We start from the raw sequence: 26454 nt of genomic DNA on the forward strand, positions 1-26454 counted from the left end.
TCCTCCCTCCGATGTTCGTTGTGCGCAGGCCAGCAGAGCGAACTCAGTCGACAAGTTCAAAGACGGGAAGTGTCAGGTCATTCTCGATCTGCTTGAAGGCTACCCTCACGGGCGCCCCGACCCTCATGTTCTCGTCCCGCGCATTGATGATGTTGGTGCCGAGCAGCGGTCCCTCGTCGAGTTCGACGATTGCGACCTGGTAAGGGACGAGGGCGCCGGGAAAGTACGGGCGATGGATAACTGCCCAAGACCAAAGCGTCCCGCGACCGGGCACCTCGGTCCAACTTGCGTGCGTGCTGAGGCAGCGCTTGCAGCAGGGCACCGGCGGGAAACGGTGACGACCGCAACCTTCGCAGCGAAGCACCATCAGCCTGTTCTGCTTCGCGCCGTCCCAGAAGGGTCTGTTTTGATCGGTGATCTGGGGCGGCGGCAGGTTGTAATGACTTGCGTTCACATCGTTCATGGCGCCCTCACACAGAGTATATGATAGTGCTCATGGGCACACCTGGGTTGGAATACTGTGCGATTTCCGCGTCTTTGACCTGCCGCGCACCGCACTCTCCACGGAGCTGACGAATGCATTCCGCATGGTGCGTCCAGCCAAGCAGGTAGCTCTCCGACAGGTGGCCGCCATGCGGATTGATGGGCAGATCGCCGCCCACCCGAATACGACCGCCCGCGATGAAGTCGGGCGCTTCGCCCTGCTTGCAGAAACCCAGGCCTTCGAGCTGGAAGAAGATGGTGGGCGCGAAATGATCGTAGGCGCACAGGAGATCGATGTCTCCGTGACTGACGTCGGCCATCTCGTAAGCCTGCTTCGCGGCCCGCTGCGTCCCCGAGAACCCGAAGTCGGGTCCCCAGAGGAGATCGTGCTCCTCGAAGTCCTCGAACTCGCCAAATCCGGCGATGTAGACAGGCTTCTTCTTCGCATCGGCCGCGCGGTCCTTGCGCGTCAGAATCAGGCAGACCGCCCCGTCGTTCACCAGGCAGCAGTCGTTGCGCCTCAGCGGCTCCACAATCCAGGGCGCGGCCCAATAATCGTCCAGCGTCATCGTCTTGCTGTGCATGATCGCGGCCGGATTCAAATTGGCATGATGCCTGAATGTCAGCGCAATCTCCGCGAGTTGTTCAGGCTTCGTGCCGTAGAAATGGGAATATCTGCGGTACAGCATCGCAAGCCGTGTCACCGCAGCCGTGTAACCCCACGGCTCGAAGGGGTCCTGCATGGGGCCCTTGCGAAAGCTCGGTCCACCGTAGACGTGGTTGCGCGATCCGCCATCGTCCGCGTAGATCAGCGCAATGCAGTTCGCGAGGCCAGCCTCCAGCGCCGCGACCGCTTGAATGACCTCGACACCGCTTTGAGCACCCCATCCGGCAGGGTGGCTCATGTATCGGGTCCTCAGTCCCAGCATTTCACTCATACGCTGGATGTGTGGGGCCCTGTGGACGACGAGGCCGTCGATTTGATCCCTGCTCACCCCACTGTCGTCGAGTGCTGCCAGGAACGCATCGACGCCCAGCGCCGTGGCATCCTTGTCGGGGAATTTCCCGTAAGCGCTGGTGCCGACCCCGACGACGGCAACCTTCCGCGACAGTGATTTCAGCCTGTCCATTTTCCCGCTACTCGCTCAGGTCGCCGTCTTTGATGGGATGGCCTTCACGTGGCCCAGTGCTACGCACGTCTGGCTCGACATCCGGCAGGCCCGACCATGGATCGTGCTCGTAGAGCAGATCGGCCAGGATCGCGGTGGTTCGCTCACCGGCCCGCCGGGTCGACAAGGTCTCACTGCTCGCAAGGCGACGCGCCAGTTCGAGCATGTCGCGCGCCGTCTGGAACTCGTCCGGGCTCATCGCTTTTGGACCTTCAGTTCGTTGGCGGCCGCTTCGCGAGAGCTGCCGCGGTCATCGGTCCATCTCCTGGCCTTGGTCTGTTCGAACCTGGGGAGGCTGCCTTGCTCGGCATCCGACAGGTCCATGGACACGTCGGTCATCGCCTTGATGCTGTCTCGCATCGTCTGCAGCACGAGCAGCCTCTCGTCGGGGGAGAGCGTGCCGCCGCGGAACTCTATGCGCACATCGACCCGCTCGCGCCCATCTTGGTCGATCCAGATGCGTCCCTGGTACTCCTCCGATGCGGGATGTTCGAAAATCACGGAATCGACGGCGTCGGGCCAGACGTTCTGACCGCGGATCTTGATCATGTCGTCGACCCGCGCGATCGAGCCGCACTCCACGCCGTGGAACGGCCGTCCGCAATCGCAATAGCTCGCAGGACGAAAACGGGCCCGATCGAAGGTCCGGAAGCGAATGATCGGGAAGTCTTCGTTGTACAGATTCGTGAGGAAGACTTCCCCGTCCTCGCCATCTTCCGCAGGAAGTCCGCTGCCGAATTTCAGGATGTCGAAGTGAATGCGATGCTCGATATTGTGGAGCATGCGGGGACGACCGTCCTGGAAGTGCAGCCCGGAGCACGAGAACATGTGGCTTCCGCCAGCCTGGGTGCTGCCATACCATTCCCCGAGCCTGGCGCCCCAGAACTCTTCCATGCGCCCGACCCATGCCGGCCCGCTATGCGCTTCACCTGCGATGAGGATCGCTTTCAGTTCTGGAAAAGCACGGCGGGGGTCGATGCCGGCCTCGCGACACATGATGCTGAGCCGCGTGAGATAGCTCGGTTGCGTCATGATCAGGTGAGGCGATGCGCTGGCGAGTGTTCGCAGCCGCTGCGCATTGTCGTATGGAGCGAGCTGAAATTGCACCAGCCCGAAGCGCTCACTCGCATTCTTCAACCAGTTCCCGCCGGCCTCCATGGCCACCCGGTTGAAATGAACGACGCGATCCCCGGGCTCTATGCCCGCCCACACGCATTGATAGAAGAACGCCGAGGACCAGAACTCCGTGTCGATCTCCGAAAGGCAGTGAAATTCCTGCCCCGCACCGCTCGTACCACTTGTATGGAAGACTGAACCCAGGCGCACGCCCGCTCCCTGGGCCCGGAGGCCGAACGGCGGATTCTCGCGCTGATCGGCAAGCAGAATCTGCTTGTCGATCGGAGGGATTCTCTTGCGAAAATCATCTATCGTCTTGATATCGTCAGGAGATACTTTCGCGCCGTCGTACAGAGCTCTGTAGAACGGGTTTTTCTCATACGCTCGAGCAACAACCCGCTGGATACGGCGCAGCTGCAATCCCTCGATTTCTGTTCGAGAGGCGCACTCTAGCCGCGGATTTACATAGGCACGCCGAGTCGCGTTGCGCATTGTTGCGGGCGCTCCTCTCAGGGCGTCGTCTTGTCGCGACGCCATATCTGAACGTTAGGCCCGCGCCCGCGCCGCTGTCAACTCCATGAATAATGATTCACGAGTCGCATCCACGATCAGTTTGTGTATGCTCTGGAGACCCGGCAACCGATCGAGATTGGCCTGATGGACAATTGGATCATGAGGGCGTCCGCGATTTCCGATTCCCAGGCGCGTCGATGCAAAGGCAAGCCGCGCAGGGCGGCTCGTTCTGAAGTCAGGCCGACGACTTGTCCCGCCAGCGTTTCTGTCGCGCCCATCGTGACGACGACCGATCCGGCGGGGGCATCCAGACACCTGCGCATTCAACGGAAAAAGCCGAGGCACACGTGTCCGCCAAGCCGATGAATACATCGAGACGGGCACAGGCCGGCAAGGCCGTCGACTTGCCCGCGCTGTACAAGTCCATGCTGCTGATCCGGCGTACCGAGGAGCGCCTGGCGACACTCTTCGCCGATGGCGAGGTCCCTGGCTTCATTCATCTGAGCATCGGACAGGAAGCCGTATCCGCCGGCGTGATGTCCAACCTGACGAAGGCCGACACCATCGCCTCCACGCACCGGGGACATGGACATGCGCTCGCAAAGGGCCTCTCGCTCGAAGGCTTCTTCTCGGAGCTCCTGGCCCGCCGTGAAGGACTGTGCCAGGGACGCGGCGGTTCGATGCATGTGGCCGACATGTCCGTCGGGATGCTCGGAGCCAACGGCATCGTCGGAGCGGGCCTTTCGATCGCACTTGGCAGCGCCCTCGCCCACAAGCGCCTGAGGCCCGGCACCATCGCGGTCGCCTTCTTCGGCGACGGCGCTCTCGCCGAGGGTCTTCTGCACGAAACCCTCAACATGGCGGCCCTCTGGAAGCTGCCTCTCCTGTTCGTTTGCGAGAACAACGGCTGGAGCGAATTCCTGCCGTCCGAGAAGCAGATTGCCTTCACTCTCGAGAGGCTGTCCGCCGCGTACGCGATCCCTTACGAGCGCGTCGACGGGAACGACGCGGAGGCCGTGGCCCTCCGTTCGCGCGAGATCATCGAGGCGGTGCGGCGCAGTGGGCCGGCGGTGCTGGAATGCGCCACGGTCCGCGTTCGGGGTCACTTCGAAGGTGATGCCCAGAAGTATCGGGACAGGGCAGATCTTGAAGACGTCGCCAAGGTCGACCCGATCATGCGGTGCGAAGCCGTCCTGAAGAAGACGCGGATGTCCGACGAAGCGCTCCAGGCGCTCGATGCCGACGTGAGGTCTGCGATCGAGAACGCCATCTCGGTCGCCCGTGCCGGGCAGGATCCCGACTTCGAGCGTGCCCGCGAAGACGTCTACACGCCACAAGGCTTCGCAAGCCCATGACCGAGATCCGCTACCTGCGCGCCATCAACATGGCGCTGGCCGACGCGATGGCCGAGGATGACACGGTCGTGGTGTTCGGCGAGGACGTCTCCGAGGCTGGAGGGTCCTTCGGCGCCAGCCGCGGCTTGCGTGATCGGTTCGGGCCGGACCGCATCTTCGACACCCCGATATCCGAGGCCGCCATCGCCGGAGCCGCCGTCGGCGTCGCCATGAGCGGTCTTCGCCCGGTGATCGAGATCATGTTCATGGATTTCATCACCCTGACCATGGACGCGCTGGTCAACCAGGCGGCCAAGGCGCGGTTCATGTTCGGCGGGCAAGGATCCGTCCCGATGGTCCTCCGCACGCCCCATGGGGCGGGACTGGGAGCAGGACCGCAACACTCCCAGTGCCTCGAAGCCTGGCTCGCCCATGTTCCCGGTCTCAAGGTCGTGTGCCCGTCGGACCCGGCTTCCGCCTACGGCCTCCTGCGAGCTGCGATCCGCGACCCCGACCCCGTCATCATGGTCGAGAACAAGGCCCTCTACGGGATGAAGGCCGAAGTCGCCGATGAGCTCCCCGTCCTTCCTATCGGAAAGGCGGCCATCCTGCGGAGAGGAAAGGAGGTGACGCTCGTGTCGTACGGCGCATCAGTGCACATCTGCAGCGCAGCCGCCGCCCAGCTCGAAGCGGACGGGATTTCCGCCGAAGTGATCGATCTGCGTTCTCTACAGCCTTGGGATGAGGCGACTGTGCTCGAGTCTCTCTCGAGCACTCATCGGTTGGTCGTGGTGCACGAGGCCGTAGAGGCCTTCGGCCCCGGCGCGGAGATCGCCGCCCGCATGGCCGATGTGGGTTTCGACGAACTCGACGGTCCCATCGTCCGCGTCGGAGCCCCTTTCATGCCCGTGCCGTTCTCGAAGGCCCTCGAAGGCCGCTATCTGCCCGACGCAGCCAAGGTGGTGGCAGCGGTCAGGCGTACCCTCGCGTGAAGGATCTCGCCATGGCGGACCTCGTCAAGATCGACCGGGAAGGCTCCATCGCCGTGATCACGATCGATCGCCCGGCGACTCTCAACGCCCTCGACATGAAGACGCTGGATGCCCTCGCGACCGCTGTCTCAGACTGCGACCGCGACCCCGAGGTGAAGGTCGTCGTCTTCACCGGCGCTGGCGACCGCGCGTTTGTCGCCGGCGGAGATATCGCCGACCTGAATTCGCGGCAGGGTCTGCCCCATTATCTCGAACTGGCCGAGAAACTGCACACGGTCTTCCGGGCGATCGAGCTCCTGGACAAGCCCACCATCGCCGCGATCAACGGCTGGGCGCTTGGCGGCGGCACGGAGTTGCTGCTCGCGATCGATCTGAGGATCGCGGCCCAGTCCGCACGCTTCGGTCTGCCCGAGATCACGCTTGGCCTGTTCCCGGGCGCCGGAGGCACGCAGCGGCTCATTCGTCAGGTGCCGCTCTGCAAAGCGAAGGAACTGATGTTCATGGGAAGCCGGCTCACGGCCGCGGACGCCGAGCGCATCGGCCTGATCAACAAGGTCGTGGCCGACGCCGATCTCATGACCGAGGTGATGTCGATGGCCAGGGCCATCGCGGAAAAATCGCCGCTGGTCCTCAAGCTGCTCAAGCGCACCCTGAACGATGGCGCGGACATGCCGCTTGGGGCCGCGCTTCGGCATGAGCAGGCGATGATCGGGCTCGTGCTCGACAGTGCGGACGCTCACGAGGGGTGCACGGCGTTCCTCGAAAAGCGCCCGGCTCAGTTCAGAGGGACGTGATGTCGGACCCGTCGGCGATCCTGATGCCGAAGCTCGGTCTGACCATGACCGAGGGCGTTCTGGCGAGTTGGTTGGTGAAGCCGGGTGAGCAGGTCCGGGAAGGCCAGACGATCTTCGTCGTCGAAACCGAAAAGATCTCGACCGAAGTCCCGGCCAACGCGGCCGGCGTGATCGTCGAGTTGCTCGTCGGGGAAGGAGAGACGGTCCCCGTCGGCGCCACGGTCGCACGCTGGACGTCCGCGGGCGCCGGCTTGCCGCCCACGACGGGCCGCGGCGCTGTCCCGGCGGCGACGGACACGGCGCAAATCCCGCATTCTCAATCGGGCGCGCATGCCCCGTCGCCGGCGGCAGGCGAACGCGTCCTCGCCACCCCACTGGCAAGGCGCATCGCGCGCACCCACGGGGTCGATCTTCGCACGCTCACCGGCACTGGCCCGCGAGGGCGGATCAAGGCGGCCGACGTCGAAGCAACCATCGTGGCCAGCGCCGCCAAAGGTCCCGAAAGCCTCGCGCAGGGCGATGCCGGGGCGGCGCAATCCGGCCGGGTCGGGCCTGGACGATCCAGGCCACTCAGCGGCTTCCAGAAGACCATGGCCCGCCGCCTGACGGAAGCCAAGCAGACCATTCCTCATTTCTATGTGCTGGCCACGGCCGACATCACCGATTTGCTGGAGTTGCGCAGGCGGCTGAATGAAGACAGTGCCGCTCCCAAAGTGAGCGTCACCCACTTCATCCTGATCGCCGTGGGCCGCGCCTTGCGGGACGATCCAGGTTTCGCGGCGGTATGGGTAGACGATGGCGTCCTCGAACTGGGCACGACGGATGTGGGCCTGGCGGTCGACACGCCGAGGGGGCTGCTTGCACCCGTGGTTCGGGATGTCGGGTCGCGCTCCCTCAACGGGCTGGCGACAGAGGCCGAGAGTGTCATCGAGCGTGCCAGGAGCGGAGCGCTTTTGCCCGACGATTTCCACGGTGGGGCGATCACGGTCTCCAATGTCGGGATGCACGGCGCAGCGTTCCTGGTGCCGATCATCAACCCCGGGCAATCCGCCATCCTCGGCGTGGGGGCGGCGAGCCGCGTGTTCCGCCCGGACAAACAGGGGGCGCCTCGGCTCCGCGAAGAGCTCGGCCTCGTACTGTCGTGCGACCACCGCGTGACGAACGGCGTCAGCGCCGCCCGCTTCCTTAACAGGATCGTCGCCGCGCTCCAGAACCCACTGGGGCTTCTACGCGGCTCATCTTAAGGACAAGAACGATGGATTTCGATCTCACACCTGAACAGGCCATGCTCGTCGAGACGGCGCGCAAGGTCGGCGAGCAGTATGGGCTCGACTACTGGCGGGAGATCGACGCGAAGAAATCCTATCCCCACGAACTCTGGCAGGCTGTCTGCGTTTCGGGGATCGCCGGTGTCGCCATTCCACAGGAGTTCGGCGGTTCTGGCCTCGGCATGGTGGAGATGGCGCTCGCCATCGAGGCGCTGAGCGCCGCAGGTGGAGGCTCCACCCTCGGTCAGCTCTTTATGGTGAACCCCATCTTCGGCGGGATCACCCTCAGCCGGTTCGGCTCGGATGCGGTGAAGAAGGCGCTCCTGCCCGGCCTGGTCGACGGCTCCGTGACGTTCTGCATGGCTCTGACGGAGCCCGACGCCGGAACGAACTCGCTTGCGGTCAGGACGTTCGCGACCCGCGACGGTTCGGGATGGCGTCTCAACGGACGCAAGATCTGGATCACCTCCGTTCCGCAAGCGACCAAGATGCTGGTGGTCGCACGGACGAAACGGCTCGAAGAGGCCCAACGCAAGACCCACGGCATTAGCCTCTTCTGCATCGACGTCGAGCGCGAAGGCCTGACCCACTCCCCGATCGAGAAGCTCGGGACGAACACGCTGCCCTCGAGCACTGTCTACTTCGATAACGTGCGCGTAGAGGCCGACGAGATCATCGGTCCGGAAGATCAGGGCTGGTCATGTCTGCTGGAGACGCTCAACACGGAGCGCATCGTGACCACGGCGGGTCTCGTCGGCACAGCCACGCTGTCGATCAAACTTGCCACGGAATACGCGAAAACCCGAAAGGTTTTCGGGGAGGCCCCGATCGGATCCTATCAGAGCCTGCAATTCCCACTCGCAGAAGCCTACATGCAGGCCGAATGTGCACGCCTGATGAACCACAAGGCGGCTCAACTCTGCGATCTTGGGCGCCCTTACGGCAGCGAAGCGAACATCGCAAAGTGGCTTGCTGGCCAAGCTGCCGCTCACGCCACCGACAGGGCTATCCAGACCCTCGGAGGCATGGGCTATTCGAAGGAGTACCACGTGGAGCGGCTCTGGCGCGATGCACGACTCTTCCGGGTTGCTCCTGTCTCCGAGGAAATGATCCTCAACTTCGTCGCGCAACATGACCTCGGCATGCCACGCTCCTACTAGCCAGCAGGCAGAGCTTGCCTTGCCTGGTGATGAGCTGGACGACGTCGACAGGTGATCGGCTGGAATCAGGTTCCTGGCTGACCTCCTGGAACATGCAGTCCGGACGCGGCTCAGTCCGCTCCGGTCATGCGGATGGCGGCGAAGGCGGCCTGGAGCCGTTGCGACTGGTCGGGCGAGAGCGGGCGGAACGGGGCGCGGCATTCGCCGCAGTCGACGCCCAAGGCCTTCAGCAACGCCTTCGTGCCGGGAAAGACGCCAACCTCGATCAGCACGTCGATCAGCGTGTTGGCGCGCACCTGCAGGGCGCGGGCGCGCGGCAGGTCGCCCACCCGGAAGGCGGCCTCCAGCGCGACGAACAGGTCGCCCATGACGTTGTAGGTCGTGCCGATGGCGCCGTCGGCGCCCATGGCGAGCCCGGCCAGGCACATCTCGTCATAGCCGTTGAAGATCACGGCGTCCGGCCGGTGGCGCTTGAAGCGCTCGAGCAGATAGAGGTCCTGCGAGGTGTGCTTGACGCCCGCCACCTTCGGCTCGTCGAGCAGGCGCAGCAGGTCGTCGGCGGTGAGGCGGCCGACGCGACCGCCAAAATTATAGACGATCAGGGGGAGAGACACCTCTTCGACGAGGCGCATGTAGTGGGCGAGGAGGTCGTCGCGGGAAAAGTCGTAGTAGAAGGGCGGGATGGCGGAAACGGCGTCGTAGCCGGCCTCGGCCGCCGCCGCGCCCATCCTCAGGCTGTCCTGCGTCGCGATGGCGCCGACATGGGCGATCAGCCGGCCCCGGCCGCGCGCGGCCCTGGCCACTTCGCGCAGAACATCGATGCGCTCCTGGGGCGTCTGGAGAAAGGCCTCGCCGGTGCTGCCGCCGACATAGAAGCCGTGCACGCCCTGCGCCAATTGCAGCTCCACCAGCGCCGGGATGGCGTCGAGGTTGACGGCCCCGTCCGGCCGGAACGGCGTGACGAGTGCGGAGAGGATGCCGCCGAGGCGCGGCGTCGCCGGGGATGTCATGGCCTGTCCTTTCTGGCGCGGCGCGGTCACGGCGAGACGTAGCGCGCCCTGGCGTCGTTGAGATGCTTCGTCATCGCCGCCACGGCGTCGGCCATGTCCCGGCGCTCGATGGCGGCGAGGATGGCGGCGTGATCGGCATAGCTCTTGCGGTTGTTGGCTTCGACGTTGGGCAGGATGGGCCGCTCGTTGATGATCCACTCCACCACCGCGTCGTGCAGGGCGACGAAGATGGGGTTTCGCGGCATCTCGGCGAGCGCGCGGTGGAAAGCGACGTCGGTGGCGACGAATTCCGGCCCGGCGCCGATCGCCGCCTCGTTGGCGGCGAGGGCCGCGCGCAGCGCCTCGATGTCGGCCGGCGTGGCGTAGCTGCACGCGTGCGTCACCAGGAAGACCTCCAGCGCAAGGCGCGCCTGTTCGAAATGGTCGAGGCCCTGCGGCTGCTCCAGCAGGCGGCGCGCCTGGGCGCCGAGTTCGTTGAGCAGATGCTTGGGAGACGGGCGCACGACCTTGGGCCGCTCGCCCGCGCCAAGTTGCACCAAACCCATCTTCTGCAGCGCGAACAACGCCTCGCGCACCGAGGGCCGGCCGACGCCGAACAGCGCCATCAGCTCGCGCTCGGGCGGCAGCGATGCGCCCGGCTTGTAGGCTCCGCTGCGGATGGCGGTCTCGAGGCGCTCGGCGACCTGATCCGAGAGCTTCCGCTTGCGGACGGGACCCAGCACCGCCTGGCGCGCCATTCGTCTCCTCCCCCGGCCCCGCGACCGCGCCGAGCCCCGTCGACCTTACGGTGAAGCCTATCGCCGCCGCGCCGGGCTTGACAAGGAAATCCTGGTATAGCTGTTATACCAAAACGGGGCCGACAAGCCGCTCCAAGGGAGGGACGTTCCATGACAAAGCTGAGCCGACGCAGCGTCACCGCGGGCCTCGCGGCCGGCGTGTTCCTCCCCGCCATCGGCGCCCGCGCCCAGGCCACCACGATCCGCTGGGGCGAGTCGCTGGCGGCCAATCACCCGCAGGTGATCATGGCCGAGCGCATCGCCAAGGAGGTCAAGGAGAAGAGCGGCGGCCGGCTCGACATCCAGGTCTTCCCGACGTCGCAGCTCGGCACCGGCAAGGAAATGATGGACGCCGTCTCGGCGGGCGTGCTGCAGCTTACGACCGAGGGCGCCGGCGCGATCTCGGTCTTCCTGCCGCAGCTTTCGGTGTTCGAAGCGCCCTATCTGTGGCGCGACGCGGCGCACCTCGCCAAGGCGCAAAGCTCGCCGCTCTTCGGCAAGATCAACGAGGAGCTCGCCGCCAAGCGCGGCATGCGGCTCATCGCCGTCACCTATTACGGCAAGCGCCACCTGACGACCGGGGCCAAGCCGGTGCGCACGCCCGCCGACGTGGCGGGGCTGAAGCTGCGCGTGCCGCCGGTGGACGTGTTCCGCGCCATGGTCGAGGCGTGGGGAGCGCAGGCGACGCCCATCGCCTTCCCCGAGCTCTATCTGGCCTTGAGCCAGGGCGCCGTCGACGGCCAGGAGAACCCGCTGCCGACGATCCAGAGCGGCAAGTTCTACGAGGTGCAGAAGAACCTCGTGCTGACCCAGCACGTCATCACGCCGCGCATGCCGATGATCAACGAAGCGTTCTGGAAGGGCCTGCCGGCCGCCGACCGCGACATGATCCGCGCCGCCATCGATTCCGCCGCGGCGTGGCAGGACAAGGAATTGCTGGCGCAGGAGGCCTCGCTCGTCGGCACGCTCAAGGCGGCCGGGATGAACGTGGTCGAGCCCGACATCGAGCTCTGGCGCAAGCCCGTGCTCGACTCCGTGCCGAAGCGCTTCGAGGAGCGCTGGGGCAAGGGCACCTTCGACACGCTCGCCAACCTCTGATCCGGACGTGCGTTGGCGCCAGCTCCGCGCGGCCTTCGACCGCGCCGTCGCGGCTTTCGCCGCGCTCCTGCTCGTCGTGCTGCTCGCCGTGGTGACGCTCGGCATCGTCACCCGCGCGCTGGCGCGTCCGCTGAGCTGGACCGACGAGATGAGCGGCTATCTCATGGTGTGGGTGTCCTGCCTCGGCTGGATCCTGGCGACGCGGCACAACGCCCATATCCGCATCCGCTATTTCCAGGACAAGCTGCCGCGCGCGGGCTGGCGGGCGACGGAGATCGCGATCCAGGCGGCGATGGCGGTGGCCGGGCTCGTGGTCGGCTACGAGAGCATCCTGCTCGTGCAGCGCAACGCCGACATCGAGGCGGTGAGCATCCCGGTCTCGACCGCCTGGATCTACGCGCCGCTCATTCCCGCCGGCTTCGTCACCGCCGCGCAGGCGATCACCGACCTCGCGGGACGCGCCGTCCGCGGCCCGGCCCCGACCGGGGCGGCGCCGGACCACGTGCCGGAGCACGGCGCATGATCCCGCTCATGGTGAAGATCTCCGGCGCGTGGCTCGTCGCCATCATCGCCGGCATGCCGCTCTACGCCTCGATGGTCGTGGCCGCGCTGGCCTTCCTCTATCTCGGCGGCGTTCCCATCACCCTGCTGCCGCAGAAGATGGCGGGAGCGATGAACTCCTTCCCGATCGTGGCGGCGCCGCTCTTCATCCTGATGGGCAACATCCTGGCGCGGGCGCAGATCACCGACCGCATCGTCGCTTTCGCCAGCGCGGTGATCGGCTGGGTGCGCGGCGGCTACGCCCACGCCAGCATCCTCACCAGCATGATCTTTGCCGGCATGGTCGGCTCCGCCGTGGCCGACGCGGCCGGCTCGGGCGCGATCGAGATCCGCGCCATGGCCAAGGCCGGCTACAAGCCGGAGACCGCCGCCGCGATCACGGCCGCCGCCGCCACCATCGGACCGATCATCCCGCCCTCGCTGCCCATGGTCATCTACGGCGTCTCGGCCGACGCCTCGATCGGCCGGCTCTTCGTCGGCGGCCTCATTCCCGGCGTGCTGATGGGCCTCGCCCTGATGGTGATGGTGAGCATCGTCGCCCGGCGCGAGGGCATGACGCGCAAGCCCTTCGCCGGCTGGCGGGAGGTCGGCCGCACCTTCCTCAACGGCTCGGGCGCGCTGATGACGCCGGCGCTGATCCTGGGCGGCATGTTCTCGGGCGTCTTCACGCCGACCGAAGCGGCGGCGGCGGCGTGCCTGTGGGCGCTGTTCCTCGGCTTCGTGGTCTACCGCACGCTGAAGCTGGAGGATCTCGGGCCGATCCTGGTCGAGACGGTCGAGACCACCGGCCTCGTCACCGTGCTGGTGATGGCGGCCGGCGCGCTCGGCTGGTGCATGTCGATCTCGCGGCTGCCCCAGACCCTGGCCCCGGCGATCGTCCACACGATCGAGAGCCCCCTCGCCTTCCTGGTCCTGTGCAACGTCATGCTGCTGGTGATCGGCTGCTTCATGGAAGCGCTGGCGGCGATGCTGATCCTGATCCCCATCCTCGTCCCCGCCGCGCACAGCTACGGCATCGACCCCACGCAGTTCGGCGTGATGGTGATCCTCAACCTGATTTTGGGGACGATCCACCCGCCCATCGGCGTGGTGCTGTTCGTGGTGACGCGCATCGCCAACGTCTCCTTCGAAACGATGTCGCGCGCCATCCTGCCCTGGCTCATCCCGCTCCTCGTCGTCCTCGCCGCCATCACGCTGTGGCCACCGCTGACGACCTTTCTGCCCAAGCTGGTTTTCGGGTAACGCAGCGCGCCTTGCGCCAGTCGGTCCGACTCTACCCGTCGTCCAGCTGCTCTACTCCCGTCTCTGCTCCCCATCCGCCAAGGCGCATGGATGCGCTGGCGCCTGCCGGACCGTTGGAGCTCTTCAGCCGGCCCGCCAGAGACGCGCCGGCCAGAGCAGCCGCGAGCATCGGCGCGGTCGCCGCGAAAACGGCATGCGTGCCGGCGGCCGCCGCCCTCGCGGGGCGGCGGCCGGGGGCGTCAGACGAGCTTCTTGGTGGCGAGCACGCGGAACACGGTGGAGGCGATGAAGCCGCCGGCGGCGATGGCCTGGAGGATGGCGTCGGTCAGCGCGCCGGTGTCGACGCCGGAGGTCTGGAAGCCCAGCGCGGAAAACGCCAGCGCCGCCAGGCCCACGATGTTGGACAGCACGGTGCGGCTGCCGAGGATCGACTTGAGTCCGTCCATGAAATTCTCCTTCTTCGAGGTGGAGACGGGGGCGGGGGAAGGTTTGGGCGGGGCTGCCCCGGTTATCGCCACGGCGCGCGCGGTGACGGCGGCGACGCGCCGTTCCCAGCCGCGGCCGAAAATGGCGAAGCCGGCGAGCCGGCGCAGAAAGCCGCGCCGCGCCTCGGCCAGCGCGGCGGCGAGGCGCGCCGGGTCCGCGCCGCGCGCGGCGGCCAGCGTCAGCGGGCCCAGCGCGCCGTCCGGCGTCACGCCGAGCGCGCGCTGCAGCAGGGTCACGGCGCGGCGCGGGCCGGAATTGACGGCGAGGTCGAACACGGCCAGGTCGATCCCCGCCGGCAGGTCGTCGCCGCGCACCGCGTCCCAGTAGAGGGCGCGGTAGATCTCGGCCGTTTCGCGCGCGCCGAGCGCCATCAGTTCGGCGCGCGACACCGGCCGGCCGCGCCAGGCGGCGAGCGTCTTCAGGGTCACGCCGCGCTGGGTGGGGCCGCCGGGGTCCAGCCTGTGGTCGCTCCAGCCGCCCTCGTGGCGCAGGACCTCGGCGAGCGCGATGTCGTAGTTGTCTTTCATGAGGGCTCCTTGCAGGGGGGCTCTTGGCTTGCGGGCTTCTTCACGGCGGGCCGCCCTAGAGCTCGGCGGCGTAGTCGTAGGGGCCGGTCCCGCTCTGCGTCGGCGTGGCGCGCATCTCGTAGGCGAGGTCGGCGGTGGAGAGCGCCGTCGCGGAGCGGCGGAAGAACCGCCGGCACAGCAGCAGTTCGACGGCGAACGGGCGGCGCTCGAACGGCGTCGCCACCGGGCTTTCCTCGATCTGCACGTCGGCGAGGTCGAGCGTGGCCGCGCTCGCGCCGCCGAGCACGAAGCGCAATGCCGTGTGCGAGCCCGCGCCCACCGTCTTGCCGGAGGTGGACGGCAACGCCACCGAGAAGGCGCGCCGCGTCCAGCCGCTCGCGGCGGCCAGGGCCGTGGGCTGGATGCCGGTGACGGCGGCGCTGCCGCCCGAGCCGAAATTCTGCGCCAGCTCGACCCGGAACCCGGCCGCCGTGGCGCGATACCAGAACGACACCGAGACCGTGCGGCCGCCGAGCCGCGTCACGTCTTCCAGCCGCGTCTGCAGCTCAGGCAGCGCTGTGGCCGTGGTGACGGTGACGGCGAAGCGGCCGTAGTACCGGCCGACCTGGGCGGTCACGCCCGCGCCGAGCCCGGCGCGCGAAAAGGAGGCGGTCGCCCCGCCCGCCTGCGCGATCTGCCAGCGGTCGAAGCCGAACACGGCGGCGGCGGCCAGCGCGAAGGGCCCGCCCCCGCGCTGGGCGACGGAGAAGTCGCCGTTGACGACCTGGTTGCGGAAGCCGCCGATCGATCCGCCGCCGACGTCGGCGAGGCCGCCGGGAAGGTTCACCGCGCCGGTCGCCGGATCGGCCACGAAGCTGTCGCGCCAGGTCGCGCCGTCGGCGGACACCTTGATGCGGTAGCAGTCGTCGCCCCCCAGCCCGGTTTCCGCCCTGCCCGACCAGCCCGACTGGTAGAGGTGCGAGACGACGTTCGCGCCGCCTTCGCGGTTCAGCGTGACCCGCAGGTTGCCGGAACCGCCCTCCCCGACGCCCCGCGCGGTGACGAACATGGCGTTGAGCTTGGCCGCGATGGGGTTGCCCGCGTCGGGCGCGACGCCGACGCCCAGCGCCGTCACGGAGGGCAGCGCGCGGACACAGGTTCCCGCGTCGCGCCACGCGCTTCCGTCGTGGACGACGAGCACGCCTTCCGACACGACGAGCGCGACCCAGCCGGCGCGCGGCGTCAGGAAGCGCCACGCGCCGTCGTCATAGGCGGCGAGCTTGCCGGCCTGCCCGGCGAATGCCCCGGTGGGCGACGCGCCGATCAGGTAGCGGTCGCCCTCGGCCGGTGCGTCGGGCGGCGCGGCGCGGTCGCGCGCGATCACCGCGAGCTGCACCAGCCCATCGAGAATCTGCAGGGCCTCGTTGTGGGTGACGTGCTTCTGCGACTGGGCGGCCGCCAGATAAGGCAGCCCCAGGCGGGTCGTGTCCGTCATGTCCTGTCCTTTCAGGCGGAGGGGTTGGCCACGGCGAGCGTGGCCGCGAGCGCCGCGCCGCGGCCGACGACGGCGCTGAGGGCGGCGACGCGCAGCGTCAGCGCCGCCTGCGCCGCGCCGAAATCGGCCAGCTCGGCGGCCGTCTCGTAGAGGGCGAACGGTTGATCGCAGGCGAGCGTGCGCTTCACGGGCGCGCCGAGGGCCGGCCCGGCGAGGATGTCGACCTCGTAGCGCTCCGCCGCCTCGTCGAGCGGGATGTCGAGGGGCTCCCAGGAATCGGCGTCGACGCGGCCCCGGCGCAGCCAGGAGATCGCCACGCCCGCCGGCGTGCGACGCGCGGCGGCGCGCACCGGGGCGAGCGGGCGCAGCGCGGCAGGGCCGGCGGCGGCGGAGAGCGTCGTCACCGCGTCGCCGCCCGTCCCCGCATCCGCCGCGCCGACGCGGTAGCGCCAGGCCCGGCCCAGCGCGTCCGGCCCGGTGGCGACGGGGAACAGGCGCTCGTCGAGCAGCACGACGGCGCTGTCGGCCGGGACGGCGCGCGCGGCGCAGGGCTCGGAGCCGCCGAGCCCGCGCAGCAGCCGCGTCAGCCGCCAGCGGCGCGACCCCACCAGTTCGGCGCGGGCGAAGGCGATGGCCTCCCACGCGCCGTCCGGGCCGCGCACCGCGACCGCCGAGACGCCGGCCAGCGCATCGATGTCGCCGGCGGCGGCGAGCGCGTCGTCGGAGAGCCGCACGTCGAGGACCGCGGCGCGGTCCCACCGCCACAGAGGACCGGGCGGCAGCGGCGCGCAGGTGACGCCCACCGTGGCGGGCGCGTCGACGAGGCCGAGCAGCGTGTCGCTCGCCCCGTCGGCCGAGCGCCAGACCGCCATCGCGCCCGGCCACGGCTCCGCCGCGACGGCGAGCGATTGCAGCACGGGCGGGTTGGCGAGGCCGGCCGGCCAGTCGACCGCGACCACCGCCGGCGCGCCGGCGACGTCGGGCCCGCCGCGCCCGGCGGGACGCGAGGCCGGGCGCGCTCCGCCGCCGGCCGGGCCGGCCCAGGCGGCGCGGGCCTCCATCTCGCGCGCTCCCGCGTCGCGGATGCGGGTGATGCGGAACGGGCGCTCGCCTTGGTCGAGCGGCAGGCCGACCACGTCGCCGACCTCCAGCGCCACCAGCCCGGGGCGGACTGCGAAGCTCGCCGTCTCGCGCCCGATCCAGACTTCGTGCAGCGCCGCCTCGGCGAGCCGCGCGGCCTCGGCGCGCGGCAGCACGGCGGCGACCTCCAGCGACGTCTCGCGCCGGCTCGGACCCTCGACCCGCCGCGAGGCCGCGGAGGCGATGGCGTAGTCGCCCTCCCCGTCCGCGAACGACACGGCGAGCGCGCGCGGCAGCTCGCTGGCCTGGGCGCGCGACAGGCGCAGCGTCGCGCCGTCGCGGTCGGGCACGAGGTCGTCGGGGCCGAGCGCGGCGACGGGCCGCGCGGCGCGCCCGGCGAAGCGCAGCCGGCCGCCGCTCGCCACCGCGTCGAAGCCGAACAAAGCGGCCAGCGGCTCCAGCGCGGCGCGCGCCGTCATCGGCCGGTCCACCACGTAGCCCTCGACGAAGCCGTCGAGCGCCAGTTCGGCCGCTTGCGGCGCGCCGAAATCGGCGAGGATGGCGGCGACCAGACGGTCGAGCGGCGCGCCCTCCAGCCGTCCGTTGAGCCAGTGCCCGACGTCCCACGCCGGCGCGTCCGCCCACACGTCGGCGAGCGCCGGGAAGGCCGGGAAGGGCCGCGCGTCCCACGCCCAGACGAAGACGCGCGAGGGGTCGACCATCGGCCCGCCATAGACGGGCGAGAGCGGGTTCGCGCCGGCGGGATGGCCGGGCGCGGCGGGGTCGAAGCGGGTCAGCGTGGCCGCCACGGCGCGGGCCTGCATCAGGTCGTCCCGCGCCCCGCTCGAGAACGGCGGCAGGCCGCCCTCGGACGATTTCGGGTCCGGGAAGGCGTTGGGCCCGTTCGCCCCCTTGTCGACCGCAGGGCAGCCGGTCTCGGTGAGCCAGATCGGCTTCGATTGCGGCGTCCAGGCCGTCGGCGAGGCCAGCTCGACCCCGCCGACGCGCTCGACATGCGGGTTCGACCACCAGCCGACGAGATCCTTGACGCGCCAGACCCACGGCTTGCCGGCTCCGTCCGCGATCGGCGAGCGGCGCTGCGCGGCGCGGTCGGCGTCGTCGGCGTAGTACCAGTCGAAGCCCTCGCCAGCCGCCTGGTTGGCGAGCAGATAGGCGGGGTCGTGGACGCCGCGGGCGCGCGCGGCGTCCGCGTGCAGCGGCCCGTCGCGCCAGTCTGCGAGCGGCCACCACGCGTCGACACCCACGGCGTCGATGTCGGGGCTCGCCCACAGCGGATCGAGAGGAAAGCGCAGCTCGCCCGGCGTGGGCGCGTGCGCGCCGTATTCCGTCCAGTCGGCGGCGTAGGAGATGCGCGTCGCCGGGCCGAGCACGGCGCGCGCGTCGCGCGCCAGCGCGGCCAGGTGCGCCGCCGCCGGGTAGACGCCCGGCGCGGAGCGCACGCGGGTGAGGCCGACCAGCTCCGAGCCGATCAGCAGCGCGTCGACCCCGCCCGCCGCCTTGGCCAGGTGCGCGCAGTGCAGCACCAGCCGCCGCCACGACCATTCGTCCGAGGCGCAGTCGATCCGGTCTCCCCGGACGGTGAAGGCGGAGGCCGGCACGGCGCCGAAGAAGGCGGCGAGCTGGCCGCCGGCCGCCGCCGTGGCGTCCGGCGTGCCGGGACGCCCCGGCGCGGGATCGCAGGTGACGCGCCCGCGCCACGGATAGGCCGGCTGCGAGGCCGCCCCCGTCCACGGGTCCGGCAGGGCGTTGCCTTCCGGCACGTCCATCATGGCGAAGGGGTAGAGCGTGACGGCGAGGCCGCGCTCCTTCAGCGCGCGGATAAGGGCGATGACGCTGGCGTCGTCCGGCGTGCCGCCGAAGGCGGGCCGGCCGTCGACCTGCGAGACGACGCGCGCCTGCGCCCGCGCCAGCCCGCCGCCGCGCCACTCGCGGCCGGCGGCTCCGGCCGAGGCCGTCTCGACGCGCGGCGCGATGCGGCACGCGCCGGCGCGCAGATCGTCGCCGAACCAGCTCACCACCAGCGACACGCGCTCGAGCCGCGGGCACAGCGCCTGCAGCGCGTCGAGCGAGGCGGCGATGTCGCTCGAACGGGTGAGCTGGCGGCGGTTCAGCCGCCGGCTCGCGCCCAGCGCGTCGGCGGCGAACACCGGCTCCTCGCAATAGACGAACTCCCCCGCGCCGGGGATCAGGCAGACGGCGCGGATGCGCTCGGCCAGCCCGGCGACCGGCTTCACCACCTCGAAGGAGAGCTGCGGCACGCGGTTGCCGAAATCGGCGAGCGGCAGGTCCTCGAACACGACGTAAGCCGCGCCGCGATAGGCGGGCGCGGCGTCCGCGCCTTCCTTGGCGACGATCAGCGGGTCGGGCTCCTGCGCCTCGTCGCCGCGATAGACGCGCATGACGAGGGTGGAGAGGTCCAGCTCGCGCCCGTCGGCCCAGACGCGCCGGACGAAGGCGATCGGCCCCTCGCACAGGCCGACGGCGAGGTTGGCGGTGTAGGACCAGGTGGTGGCGCGCACCTTGCCGGTTCCCTTGCCGCCGCTCTTGGTCACCTTGCGGCTCTCGCGGAAGCGCGTCGCCCAGATGAGCTGGCCGCCGACGCGGGCCCGGCCGTAGACGCGCGGCATCGGCGCGCCCTCGGTGGAGGCGAGGCCCGCCATGGCGGAAAGGCGCGGCCCCTGGACGCGGCGCGCCGGCGTCGCGGCGTCGAGGAGCGCGCTGTCGATGGCCGCGCCGGCCGCCGCGCCGACCGCCTGGCCGATGACGCTGCCGACGGGGCCGCCGAGCGCCGAGCCGACGAAGCTGCCGACGGCCTGAAGGACGAGCGTGGTCATGGCGACGGCCTCGCGGGATCGGGGAAGCGGAAGACGCCGACGAGCCGCCGGCGCCAGACGCCGAACGGCGTCTCGGCCACCGACGCGCCCTCCTGCGCGTGGATCATGCGGCCCGGCGCGCTCATCACGCCGAGATGCTTGGCCGGCGCGCCGGCGCGGAAGCGGAACAGCAGCACGTCGCCCGGCTCCGCCGCGTCCGGCGGCAGCGTTGCGAGCCAGCGGGCGAGCGCGTCGCGCAGCGCCTCGGTTCCGCCGGCCTCGGCCCAGTCGGGGGCGTAGGGCGGCGGCGGCTCCGGCTCCGCGCCGTGCAGCGCCCGCCAGACGCCGCGCGCCAGGCCCAGGCAGTCGCAGCCGACGCCGCGCAGCGAGGCGGCGTGGCGATAGGGCGTGCCGATCCAGCGCCGCGCCTCGGCCAGCGCCGCCTCGCGCGTCGCGGCGCTCACCGGAACAGGCTCCCGCCGTCGAGGCCGGGCTCGCCGTCGCGCGCCACGCGGACCACGAAATCGTTGCCGGGGATGTGCGGGAAGCCGCGGAAATTGACGCCGTTGCCGAAGCGCGCGCGGCAGGTGGCGAAGCTCTTGTCGCAGCCCGCCGTGACGTCGAACACGTCCCCCGGCGCGATCGGCGCGGCCATCGCCTCCCACAGCGCCAGCGTCGCGCCGTCGGGCTCGCGTCCGTGCGCCTTCACCTCGACGGCGACGCCGGCGTTGGCGCCGCCGGCGAAGGTGACGAGGCCGCCGGCCAGCACGCCGGAAGCGAAGGCGTCGAGCCCGCTTGCGACGATCCACGCCGCCCCGTCGGTGCGCGCCACGACGCCGCGGCCGCGCCAGGCGGCGAGCGCGACGCCGCAGCGCGCGTCGCCCAGCTCCGCGTCGCAGCCGGCCTGGAACAGCCGGCCGCGCGTCTCGTCGAGCCGGTGCGCCAGGCCGCGCAGCTCGGCGGTGAAGGCCGCGCCGGCGCGGCGCACCTCGCCGAGCGAGCCGACCTCCAGCAGCAGGCGGTTGTCCGGGTTCTCCCAGTCGACCAGCCACAGCTCGACGGCGGCGTCGTCCCAGCGGCCCGCCGCCAGGTCGGCCTCGGCGAGCCCCGGCGCGGAGAGCGCGCCCGACACCTCGCCGCCGCCGACGGCGAAGCCCAACTCGCTCTGCAGGTCGGCGGCCTCGAGCCCCGTGCCGGCGGCGTGGACGAGCCCGCCGAAGGCGATGTCGCGGTCGTGGTCGGTGAAGCCCAGCGTCAGGCCGTCGCGGCGCGCCAGCCGCCAGCAGCGGGCAAGCGTCGTCGCGCCGCCGGCGAGCGCGGCGGCGAGTCCTTCCGGAAGGTCGCGCATGGGGGCCTCAGGGCACGATTTCGATGAGCGGGATGCGGGGGATCTCCCCCGCGGCGAAGGCGTCGAGGTCCACCGACAGCTCGTCGGTGTCGAAGCGCACCGGCACGTCGAACAGGTAGCCCGCCGTCACGCGTGCGCCGGCCGGCGGCGTGAAGCCGGGCGCGAAGGCGACGACGCCGGTCGTGGGGTCCACGCTCACCTGGGCGTCCGTCCGCACGACGCCGTCGACCGCCACGCGCACGCTGCCGGGCACGGGCTTGACGATGGGCCGCGTATAGGCGGAGGGCCCCTCGCCATAGGTCTTCACGAGCTGGAAGCGCGAGCGCGCGCCGTCGCCGACGCCGATCGCCTGGTCGAGCGCGGTCGGCTCGCGTCCGGGCGCGCAGGAGCGGTCGTCCAGCCGGTCGCGCCAGCGAAAGCCGGTGAGGCGGCCGCGCCGCTCCTCGAAGAAGGCGACGATGGCGGCCAGCGCCTCCAGCGTCTTGACCCCCGAACCGGCGTCGTAAACGCGCCGCGCATGCGCCCAACGGGCGTTGCGCTCCTCGCGGCCCGAGCCGGTGGCCACCACGTCGGTCCGCCGCCTCGGCCCGCCGCTGCCGCGCAGCGCCACGTCGAGCGGAAACCGCACCTCGTCGAAGGGCGATGCCATCGTGTCTCCGATTTTCGCGTTGATCCTGCTCAAGGCGGCGCGGCGACCCGCGCGCTTGGATACGGGTCGACCCACCCCACAGGAGCCTGAGAATGTCCCACGTCCCCCATGGCCTGCACGAGGAGTTCCCCCTCTCGGCGTCGGCCATTTCCCGCCTGCGCATCGGCGACGCCCATTTCGCGCGCATCGCCGAGAGCTACGAGACGGTGAATCGCGAGATTCACCGCATCGAGTCGGACGTGGAGCCGGCCAGCGACGCCACGCTGGAGGACCTCAAGAAGAAGCGCCTGAAGCTGAAGGACGAAATCGCCGCCATGCTCCGCTCCGCCGCGTAGGCGGAAGAGGGCCACGCCCAAGCGCCGCCGCGCTGCGCCGGCCATTGAGCCGGAGCCCCAGCTTCCGTACCCTAAGATTTCCGAAGCGCGGACGAAGCCCGCCCGTCCCCGGACCGGTGCAGCGAAAGCGGAACCGGATCCGGGGCCCAGCGCAATATGTCGCGCGTCAGCGCGTCCGTATGGAAAAGGCTGATGAAGCGCCGCTTCGCGGCATCATCCATTCGCTAGGCCCCGGACACCCCTCCGCTGGCGCTCCGGGGTTCCGGGGACGGGCGGACTGGCGTCCGCACTTTGCGCTGGCGCTCCGGGGTTCCGGGGACGGGCGGACTGGCGTCCGCACTTTGCGCTCCTTCAGCCGCGCCCTCACCCTCGTCGCGAATTCACCTCCGCACGCCGCCTCACAGCGCCCTTTGTCCACGCGCCACGGCGCGGGCGAGGGCGGCGGAGATTTGGGCTTCGGAGCGGCGGAAGCTGTCGGCGTCCGGCGTGGCGATGCTGACATTGACCTGCACCGGCCTTGCGCCGCCCGAGGCCCGCACGCCGAGGCGGCCGTCGGAACCGCGCGACAGCGGCAGGATCGCCTCCGGCCCGGCCTCGCCGGCAAGCCCCACGTCGCGGCCGAGCGGGAACCAGGTCGGAGAGGCGATGACGCCGCCGTCGGCGAACGGGCGCACGCTGGCCCCGCCTGCGCCGCCGAAGCCGCCGGCCAGCGCCGACGCGGCGCTCCTCAGCACGCCCGACAGAGCCGCCTCGAAAGGCTGCATCGCCGCGCGCAGGCCGATGTCGATCAGCCGCGCGCCGACCCCCTGCAGCACCTGGTCGAAACTGCGCCCGCGCGCCACGCCGCCGGCGAAGGCGGCGGTGAGCGCCCCGCCGAAGCGTTCGGCCGAGCGCGTCAGCGCGTCGAACCGCTCGGGGTCGAGGCCGGGCAGGTCGGTGAGAGGGTCCATTCCGCTCTCCATCAGTTCAGGCGTCGGGGTGGGCGCGCATCAGCGCGGCGAGCGCGTCGCGGCCGGGCGGATCGCCGGAAGCCGACCGGCCGCCCGCGCCGCGCGCGGCGGCGGCCAGTTCGCGCAGCGTCATGCGCCAGAATGCGTCGGAAGAAAGCCGCAGGACGCCGAACCCGAGGGCCAAGGCCTCGTCCCAGGGGAACGGGTGGGAGGGAACGCCCTCCCCCGGAACGCGTCGGCGTCCTGCGGCGCTCAAGGGCGGACGGCTGACGCCGCCACGCCCGAGTCTACCCCGGACCCTCGCGGATCGGGGTCGCTCCCAATCGGCGGCGCGGGCGATGGTTCCGGCCGGTCGTCGGCGAATGTGGCGTCCAGCAGCCGCGCCGCCGCGTCGACCCAGGCGGCGAGCCCGCCGCCGAGCGGCAGCGCCGCGATTTCCGCGTCGGTGAGCGCCGCGCCGCCGCCGCGCGCGCCCGCGCCGAGAATGCGCAGCAGGTCGCGCGAGGACAGGCCGCCGCGCGCCAGCCTGCGGCCCAGCGCCGACAAATCGTCGACGCCGAACGCGGCCTCCAGCTCGGCCAGGGCGCCGAGCGTCAGGCACAGAACGAAGCGGCGGCCGCCCAGCTCGGCCTCGACCTCGCCGCGGCGGGGATTGGCGCGGCGCCCCTCGGGAAACGCGGACATGGCGGCCTCCTCAGGCGGGGGTGAAGGCGAGCGCGCCGGCGCTCTCCAGCGTCAGGTCGAAGGTGAGTTCCGTGGCGTGGTCGCCGCGATAGTCGAGCGCGCGGATCTGGAACGGGCCCTGGATCACGCCGAATCCGGGCACCACGATCTGCCAGTCGCGCAGCGCGTCGGCGAAGAAGCAGGCGCGCACCTGCGCGTCCGAGGCCTCGTTGCGGAACACGCCCGCGCCGCTGACGGTGGCGCGGCGCACGCCCGCCCCGGCGAGGAGTTCGCGCCAGCGGCCGGCCGACTCGGCGTGGGTGACGTCCACGGCGTCCGCGCCGAGGCTGATCTGGCGCGCCCGCAGCCCCGCCACGGTGACGAACGCGCCCGCGCCGTCGCCGAGCTTGAGCAGCAGGTCCTTCCCCTTCTGAGCGGGCATGAGCGGTCCTTTCTCGATGGTCAGAGCGGTTCGGTAAGGGCGGCGAGGCGCAGCGTGACGCGGCGCAACCCGGCGCGGTCCGGGCGCGCCGTCTCCAGGCCGGAGACGGAGAGCAGCACGAGGCGGTGCCCCTCCAGCGTCAGCGTGGCGTCGTCGAGCAGTTCCTCGAGCCGCGCGGCGATGGCGAGCGCCTCGGCGTCGCCGCCCTGGCGCGACCAGACGACGAGGCTGAGCGCGTGGCGTCGGCCGGCGACCGCGCCGGCGTTCCACGCTGCGGCGGAGGCCGGGCCGAAGGTGACATAGGGCGGCTCGGCGGCGCGCGGCGGCTCGTCGTGGACGCGCGGGCCGCCGAGCAGCGCCAGCAGCGCCGCGTCGTCCACGAGGCGCTGCCGCACGGCCTTGCGCAGGGCGGAGACGGGACCGGTCACGGCTTCACCTCCTCGCACAGGCAGACGAGGTCGCGCCGCCTCTCGTCGGGATCGAACACGGCCTGCACGGTGAACAGGCGCGCGCCACGCTGCAGGCGCATCGAGGCGTCGACGCCGCTGTCGCGGCGCAGCGTGACCCGGTGCGTCACGACCTGCCCCGGCGCGTCGGCGACCTGCGCGTCGGCGGCGCGCAGCGGCTCGAACGCGGCCCAGACGCAGGCGCGCGGCGAGAAGCTGCGCAGCACGCCGCCGAAGCCGTCCGGCGTCTCGACCGGGGCGAGCAGCGTCACGCGCGCGCGGCGGTCGGCGATGGCGGGGCGGCTCACAGGCGCACCCGGCGGAACGGCGCGACGAGCGCCAGCGCGGCGGGCGGAAGCACGGTGGATAAGGTCGACGACGCGTCGCCGCGCGCCTCGTAGAGCGCGGCGAGCGTGATCCGCACGGCCTGGATCAGCGGCGCGGGCACGGCCGCCGGCGCGCCGTAGCCGGCGGCGAGGTCGATTTCGACGCCGCCAAGCCCGGGCCCGGGCGGCGGCGGACCGCGCCACGCCAGCCGGGGCGGGTCCGACGCGGCGTCGAGATCGAACGCGTCGGCGGCGAGGTCCGTCACGAGCCCCGCCGCGTCGCGCACCCGCGCCGCCACGACGGCGCGCACCGGCGCGACCGGCAGGGCGAAGGGCGACATCGCGGGCCAGGCGTCGAGGCTCCATCGCCAGGATTGCGCGACGAGCAGGCGTCCGCTCGCCGCCTCGACGGCGGCGCGGGCGGCGGCGACGAGCGCGCCGATCAGCGCGTCCTCCTCGTCGCCGTCGACGCGCAGCCACAGCTTCGCCTCGGCGAGGGTCAGCGGCTCGGCGGCGGGCGGCGCGATTGGTGTGAGGGCCATGACGAAGCTCCGGCGCGGCTTGCCTGACGGCGGGCGCGTGCTATTGCAGCCCCCGGGCGAGGCCGGGAGGCGGGACATGCGGGCGATGGGACGGCTGGCGGCGGCGCTCGCCTTCGCGACGGGCGCTGGCGGCGCGGCGCTGGCCGTGGTGAAGGGGCGCGACGCGCCCGAACTGGCGCGCCACGCGGTGATGGTGCTCGACGACCGGGGCGGCTTCTGCACCGGCGTGGTGGTGGCCCCGGACGTCGTGATGACGGCCGGCCACTGCATCGCGGGGGCGAAGGCGTGGCGCATCCATTTCCGCGACGCCGCCGGCGCGCCGACGATGCTGGAGCCCTCCGGCGTGGCGCTGCACCCCGGCTATAACGGCCAGGCGGTGCAGAACCGGCGGCAGTCGATCGACCTCGCGCTGGTGCGCCTGCCCGCTCCCCTGCCCGCGCCGTTCGCCCCCGTCGCGCTGGCGGCTTCCGACGCGAGCGGCGGCAAGCTCTCCTTCGCCGGGCGGACGCTCGGCGTCGGCGGCTACGGGCTGGCGGCGGAAGGCGAGCCGCGCACCGGCGGCCGCTTCCGGCTCGCGGAGCTCGGCGTGGTGGAGCCGTACGGCCCCAGCCGCATCCTCGTCTGGCTCAGCGACCCGTCGTCCAAGCCCGGCGCGGGCGCGTGCCAGGGCGACAGCGGCGGCCCGGTGTTCGGCGACGGCGGCGAGGTCGTCGCCGTCACCGTCTGGGCGGAGGGCGTCGGCAAGGCCAAGTGCGGCGGCCTCACCCAGGCCCTCCTCGTCGCCCCGCAGCGCGGCTGGATCGACTCCGTGCTGGCGAAGTGGCGCTGACCCAGCG

At 71.0% G+C, this 26454-nt stretch carries 29 protein-coding genes; 10 read left to right on the plus strand and 19 right to left on the minus strand.

Going from position 1 to position 26454, the window contains the following annotated elements; translation table 11 throughout:
* Nucleotides 1-43: 43 nt before the first annotated feature.
* From NK718_RS04475 to NK718_RS04490, 4 genes are read right to left on the minus strand one after another with little or no spacing between them, the layout of a single operon-like run.
* Nucleotides 44-463 carry a Zn-ribbon domain-containing OB-fold protein gene (locus NK718_RS04475; protein ID WP_254739053.1) on the minus strand — a complete coding sequence of 140 codons (420 nt, stop codon included), beginning with the start codon at nucleotides 461-463 and terminating at the stop codon, nucleotides 44-46.
* 7 nt (nucleotides 464-470) lie between these two features.
* Nucleotides 471-1613, minus strand: coding sequence for a thiolase family protein (locus NK718_RS04480; RefSeq protein WP_254739055.1), 1143 nt, complete (start codon nucleotides 1611-1613; stop codon nucleotides 471-473).
* A gap of 7 nt (nucleotides 1614-1620) precedes the next feature.
* On the minus strand, nucleotides 1621-1851 hold the full coding sequence (locus tag NK718_RS04485) for a hypothetical protein (RefSeq protein WP_254739057.1): 231 nt from the start codon (nucleotides 1849-1851) through the stop codon (nucleotides 1621-1623).
* The gene (locus tag NK718_RS04490; protein ID WP_254739059.1) at nucleotides 1848-3188 is read right to left on the minus strand and encodes a phenylacetate--CoA ligase family protein; all 1341 of its coding nucleotides are present in this window, start codon (nucleotides 3186-3188) and stop codon (nucleotides 1848-1850) included. Before NK718_RS04490 ends, NK718_RS04485 begins: the two co-directional genes overlap by 4 nt.
* 440 nt (nucleotides 3189-3628) lie before the next feature.
* Here NK718_RS04490 and NK718_RS04495 point away from each other — a divergent pair, with 440 nt between their 5' ends.
* From NK718_RS04495 to NK718_RS04515, 5 genes are read left to right on the plus strand one after another with little or no spacing between them, the layout of a single operon-like run.
* Entirely contained in the window at nucleotides 3629-4636 is a 1008-nt protein-coding gene (locus NK718_RS04495; RefSeq protein WP_254739061.1) for a thiamine pyrophosphate-dependent dehydrogenase E1 component subunit alpha, read from the plus strand.
* Entirely contained in the window at nucleotides 4633-5607 is a 975-nt protein-coding gene (locus tag NK718_RS04500) for an alpha-ketoacid dehydrogenase subunit beta (RefSeq protein ID WP_254739063.1), read from the plus strand. Before NK718_RS04495 ends, NK718_RS04500 begins: the two co-directional genes overlap by 4 nt.
* Nucleotides 5608-5618: 11 nt before the next feature.
* Nucleotides 5619-6401: an enoyl-CoA hydratase/isomerase family protein gene (locus tag NK718_RS04505; RefSeq protein ID WP_254739065.1), complete on the plus strand. Its 783-nt coding sequence runs from the start codon at nucleotides 5619-5621 to the stop codon at nucleotides 6399-6401.
* On the plus strand, nucleotides 6401-7645 hold the full coding sequence (locus NK718_RS04510; protein ID WP_254739067.1) for a dihydrolipoamide acetyltransferase family protein: 1245 nt from the start codon (nucleotides 6401-6403) through the stop codon (nucleotides 7643-7645). The genes NK718_RS04505 and NK718_RS04510 overlap by 1 nt, the downstream gene beginning before the upstream one ends.
* Before the next feature lie 11 nt (nucleotides 7646-7656).
* Nucleotides 7657-8829, plus strand: coding sequence for an acyl-CoA dehydrogenase family protein (locus tag NK718_RS04515; RefSeq protein WP_254739069.1), 1173 nt, complete (start codon nucleotides 7657-7659; stop codon nucleotides 8827-8829).
* Between the two features lie 110 nt (nucleotides 8830-8939).
* On the opposite strand, the gene NK718_RS04520 is transcribed toward NK718_RS04515, so the two are convergent.
* Together NK718_RS04520 and nanR are read right to left on the minus strand one after the other, a co-directional pair.
* Nucleotides 8940-9839 (minus strand): N-acetylneuraminate lyase, encoded by a 900-nt coding sequence (locus NK718_RS04520; RefSeq protein ID WP_254739071.1) that lies wholly within the window; start codon nucleotides 9837-9839, stop codon nucleotides 8940-8942.
* Nucleotides 9840-9865: 26 nt separating this feature from the next.
* Nucleotides 9866-10576 (minus strand): transcriptional regulator NanR, encoded by a 711-nt coding sequence (nanR, locus tag NK718_RS04525; protein WP_254739073.1) that lies wholly within the window; start codon nucleotides 10574-10576, stop codon nucleotides 9866-9868.
* Nucleotides 10577-10726: 150 nt separating this feature from the next.
* Between nanR and NK718_RS04530 the strand changes: the two genes are divergently transcribed.
* Genes NK718_RS04530 through NK718_RS04540 form a run of 3 tightly spaced genes read left to right on the plus strand, consistent with a single transcriptional unit; the run spans nucleotide 10727 to nucleotide 13516 of the window.
* Nucleotides 10727-11713, plus strand: coding sequence for a sialic acid TRAP transporter substrate-binding protein SiaP (locus NK718_RS04530; protein WP_254739074.1), 987 nt, complete (start codon nucleotides 10727-10729; stop codon nucleotides 11711-11713).
* 7 nt (nucleotides 11714-11720) lie between these two features.
* Entirely contained in the window at nucleotides 11721-12236 is a 516-nt protein-coding gene (locus NK718_RS04535; protein ID WP_254739076.1) for a TRAP transporter small permease, read from the plus strand.
* Nucleotides 12233-13516: a TRAP transporter large permease gene (locus NK718_RS04540; RefSeq protein WP_254739078.1), complete on the plus strand. Its 1284-nt coding sequence runs from the start codon at nucleotides 12233-12235 to the stop codon at nucleotides 13514-13516. The genes NK718_RS04535 and NK718_RS04540 overlap by 4 nt, the downstream gene beginning before the upstream one ends.
* A gap of 239 nt (nucleotides 13517-13755) precedes the next feature.
* On the opposite strand, the gene NK718_RS04545 is transcribed toward NK718_RS04540, so the two are convergent.
* From NK718_RS04545 to NK718_RS04570, 6 genes are read right to left on the minus strand one after another with little or no spacing between them, the layout of a single operon-like run.
* Entirely contained in the window at nucleotides 13756-14529 is a 774-nt protein-coding gene (locus tag NK718_RS04545) for a glycoside hydrolase family 108 protein (protein ID WP_254739080.1), read from the minus strand.
* A gap of 55 nt (nucleotides 14530-14584) precedes the next feature.
* Nucleotides 14585-16003, minus strand: a complete 1419-nt coding sequence (locus NK718_RS04550) for a DUF2793 domain-containing protein (RefSeq protein ID WP_254739082.1) — start codon at nucleotides 16001-16003, stop codon at nucleotides 14585-14587.
* Nucleotides 16004-16014: 11 nt separating this feature from the next.
* Nucleotides 16015-19938 (minus strand): baseplate multidomain protein megatron, encoded by a 3924-nt coding sequence (locus tag NK718_RS04555; protein ID WP_254739084.1) that lies wholly within the window; start codon nucleotides 19936-19938, stop codon nucleotides 16015-16017.
* Nucleotides 19935-20381 (minus strand): NlpC/P60 family protein, encoded by a 447-nt coding sequence (locus tag NK718_RS04560; protein ID WP_254739086.1) that lies wholly within the window; start codon nucleotides 20379-20381, stop codon nucleotides 19935-19937. Before NK718_RS04560 ends, NK718_RS04555 begins: the two co-directional genes overlap by 4 nt.
* Nucleotides 20378-21265, minus strand: coding sequence for a phage/gene transfer agent baseplate hub protein (locus tag NK718_RS04565; protein ID WP_254739088.1), 888 nt, complete (start codon nucleotides 21263-21265; stop codon nucleotides 20378-20380). Before NK718_RS04565 ends, NK718_RS04560 begins: the two co-directional genes overlap by 4 nt.
* Nucleotides 21266-21272: 7 nt before the next feature.
* Nucleotides 21273-21914 (minus strand): DUF2460 domain-containing protein, encoded by a 642-nt coding sequence (locus NK718_RS04570; protein ID WP_254739090.1) that lies wholly within the window; start codon nucleotides 21912-21914, stop codon nucleotides 21273-21275.
* A gap of 92 nt (nucleotides 21915-22006) precedes the next feature.
* Here NK718_RS04570 and NK718_RS04575 point away from each other — a divergent pair, with 92 nt between their 5' ends.
* The gene (locus NK718_RS04575) at nucleotides 22007-22249 is read left to right on the plus strand and encodes an HP1242/YdcH family protein (RefSeq protein ID WP_254739092.1); all 243 of its coding nucleotides are present in this window, start codon (nucleotides 22007-22009) and stop codon (nucleotides 22247-22249) included.
* A gap of 398 nt (nucleotides 22250-22647) precedes the next feature.
* Here NK718_RS04575 and NK718_RS04580 read toward each other — a convergent pair whose 3' ends face one another.
* The 7 genes from NK718_RS04580 to NK718_RS04610 all read right to left on the minus strand — a co-directional run bounded on the left by NK718_RS04580 (nucleotide 22648) and on the right by NK718_RS04610 (nucleotide 25618).
* Nucleotides 22648-23199 (minus strand): phage tail tape measure protein, encoded by a 552-nt coding sequence (locus tag NK718_RS04580; RefSeq protein WP_254739094.1) that lies wholly within the window; start codon nucleotides 23197-23199, stop codon nucleotides 22648-22650.
* Between the two features lie 16 nt (nucleotides 23200-23215).
* Nucleotides 23216-23383, minus strand: a complete 168-nt coding sequence (locus tag NK718_RS04585; RefSeq protein ID WP_371877211.1) for a rcc01693 family protein — start codon at nucleotides 23381-23383, stop codon at nucleotides 23216-23218.
* Between the two features lie 68 nt (nucleotides 23384-23451).
* Nucleotides 23452-23883, minus strand: coding sequence for a gene transfer agent family protein (locus tag NK718_RS04590; RefSeq protein ID WP_307730328.1), 432 nt, complete (start codon nucleotides 23881-23883; stop codon nucleotides 23452-23454).
* Between the two features lie 10 nt (nucleotides 23884-23893).
* Nucleotides 23894-24304, minus strand: coding sequence for a phage major tail protein, TP901-1 family (locus NK718_RS04595; protein ID WP_254739098.1), 411 nt, complete (start codon nucleotides 24302-24304; stop codon nucleotides 23894-23896).
* Between the two features lie 20 nt (nucleotides 24305-24324).
* Nucleotides 24325-24732 (minus strand): DUF3168 domain-containing protein, encoded by a 408-nt coding sequence (locus tag NK718_RS04600; protein WP_254739100.1) that lies wholly within the window; start codon nucleotides 24730-24732, stop codon nucleotides 24325-24327.
* Nucleotides 24729-25058 carry a phage head closure protein gene (locus tag NK718_RS04605; protein ID WP_254739102.1) on the minus strand — a complete coding sequence of 110 codons (330 nt, stop codon included), beginning with the start codon at nucleotides 25056-25058 and terminating at the stop codon, nucleotides 24729-24731. Before NK718_RS04605 ends, NK718_RS04600 begins: the two co-directional genes overlap by 4 nt.
* Entirely contained in the window at nucleotides 25055-25618 is a 564-nt protein-coding gene (locus NK718_RS04610) for a head-tail connector protein (protein WP_254739104.1), read from the minus strand. Before NK718_RS04610 ends, NK718_RS04605 begins: the two co-directional genes overlap by 4 nt.
* A 76-nt stretch (nucleotides 25619-25694) precedes the next feature.
* On the opposite strand from NK718_RS04610, the gene NK718_RS04615 reads away from it, so the two are divergent.
* The gene (locus tag NK718_RS04615) at nucleotides 25695-26447 is read left to right on the plus strand and encodes a S1 family peptidase (protein WP_254739106.1); all 753 of its coding nucleotides are present in this window, start codon (nucleotides 25695-25697) and stop codon (nucleotides 26445-26447) included.
* The last annotated feature ends 7 nt before the right edge of the window (nucleotides 26448-26454 follow it).

The organism is Alsobacter ponti, from assembly GCF_024294805.1.
GTDB lineage: Bacteria > Pseudomonadota > Alphaproteobacteria > Rhizobiales > Beijerinckiaceae > Alsobacter > Alsobacter ponti.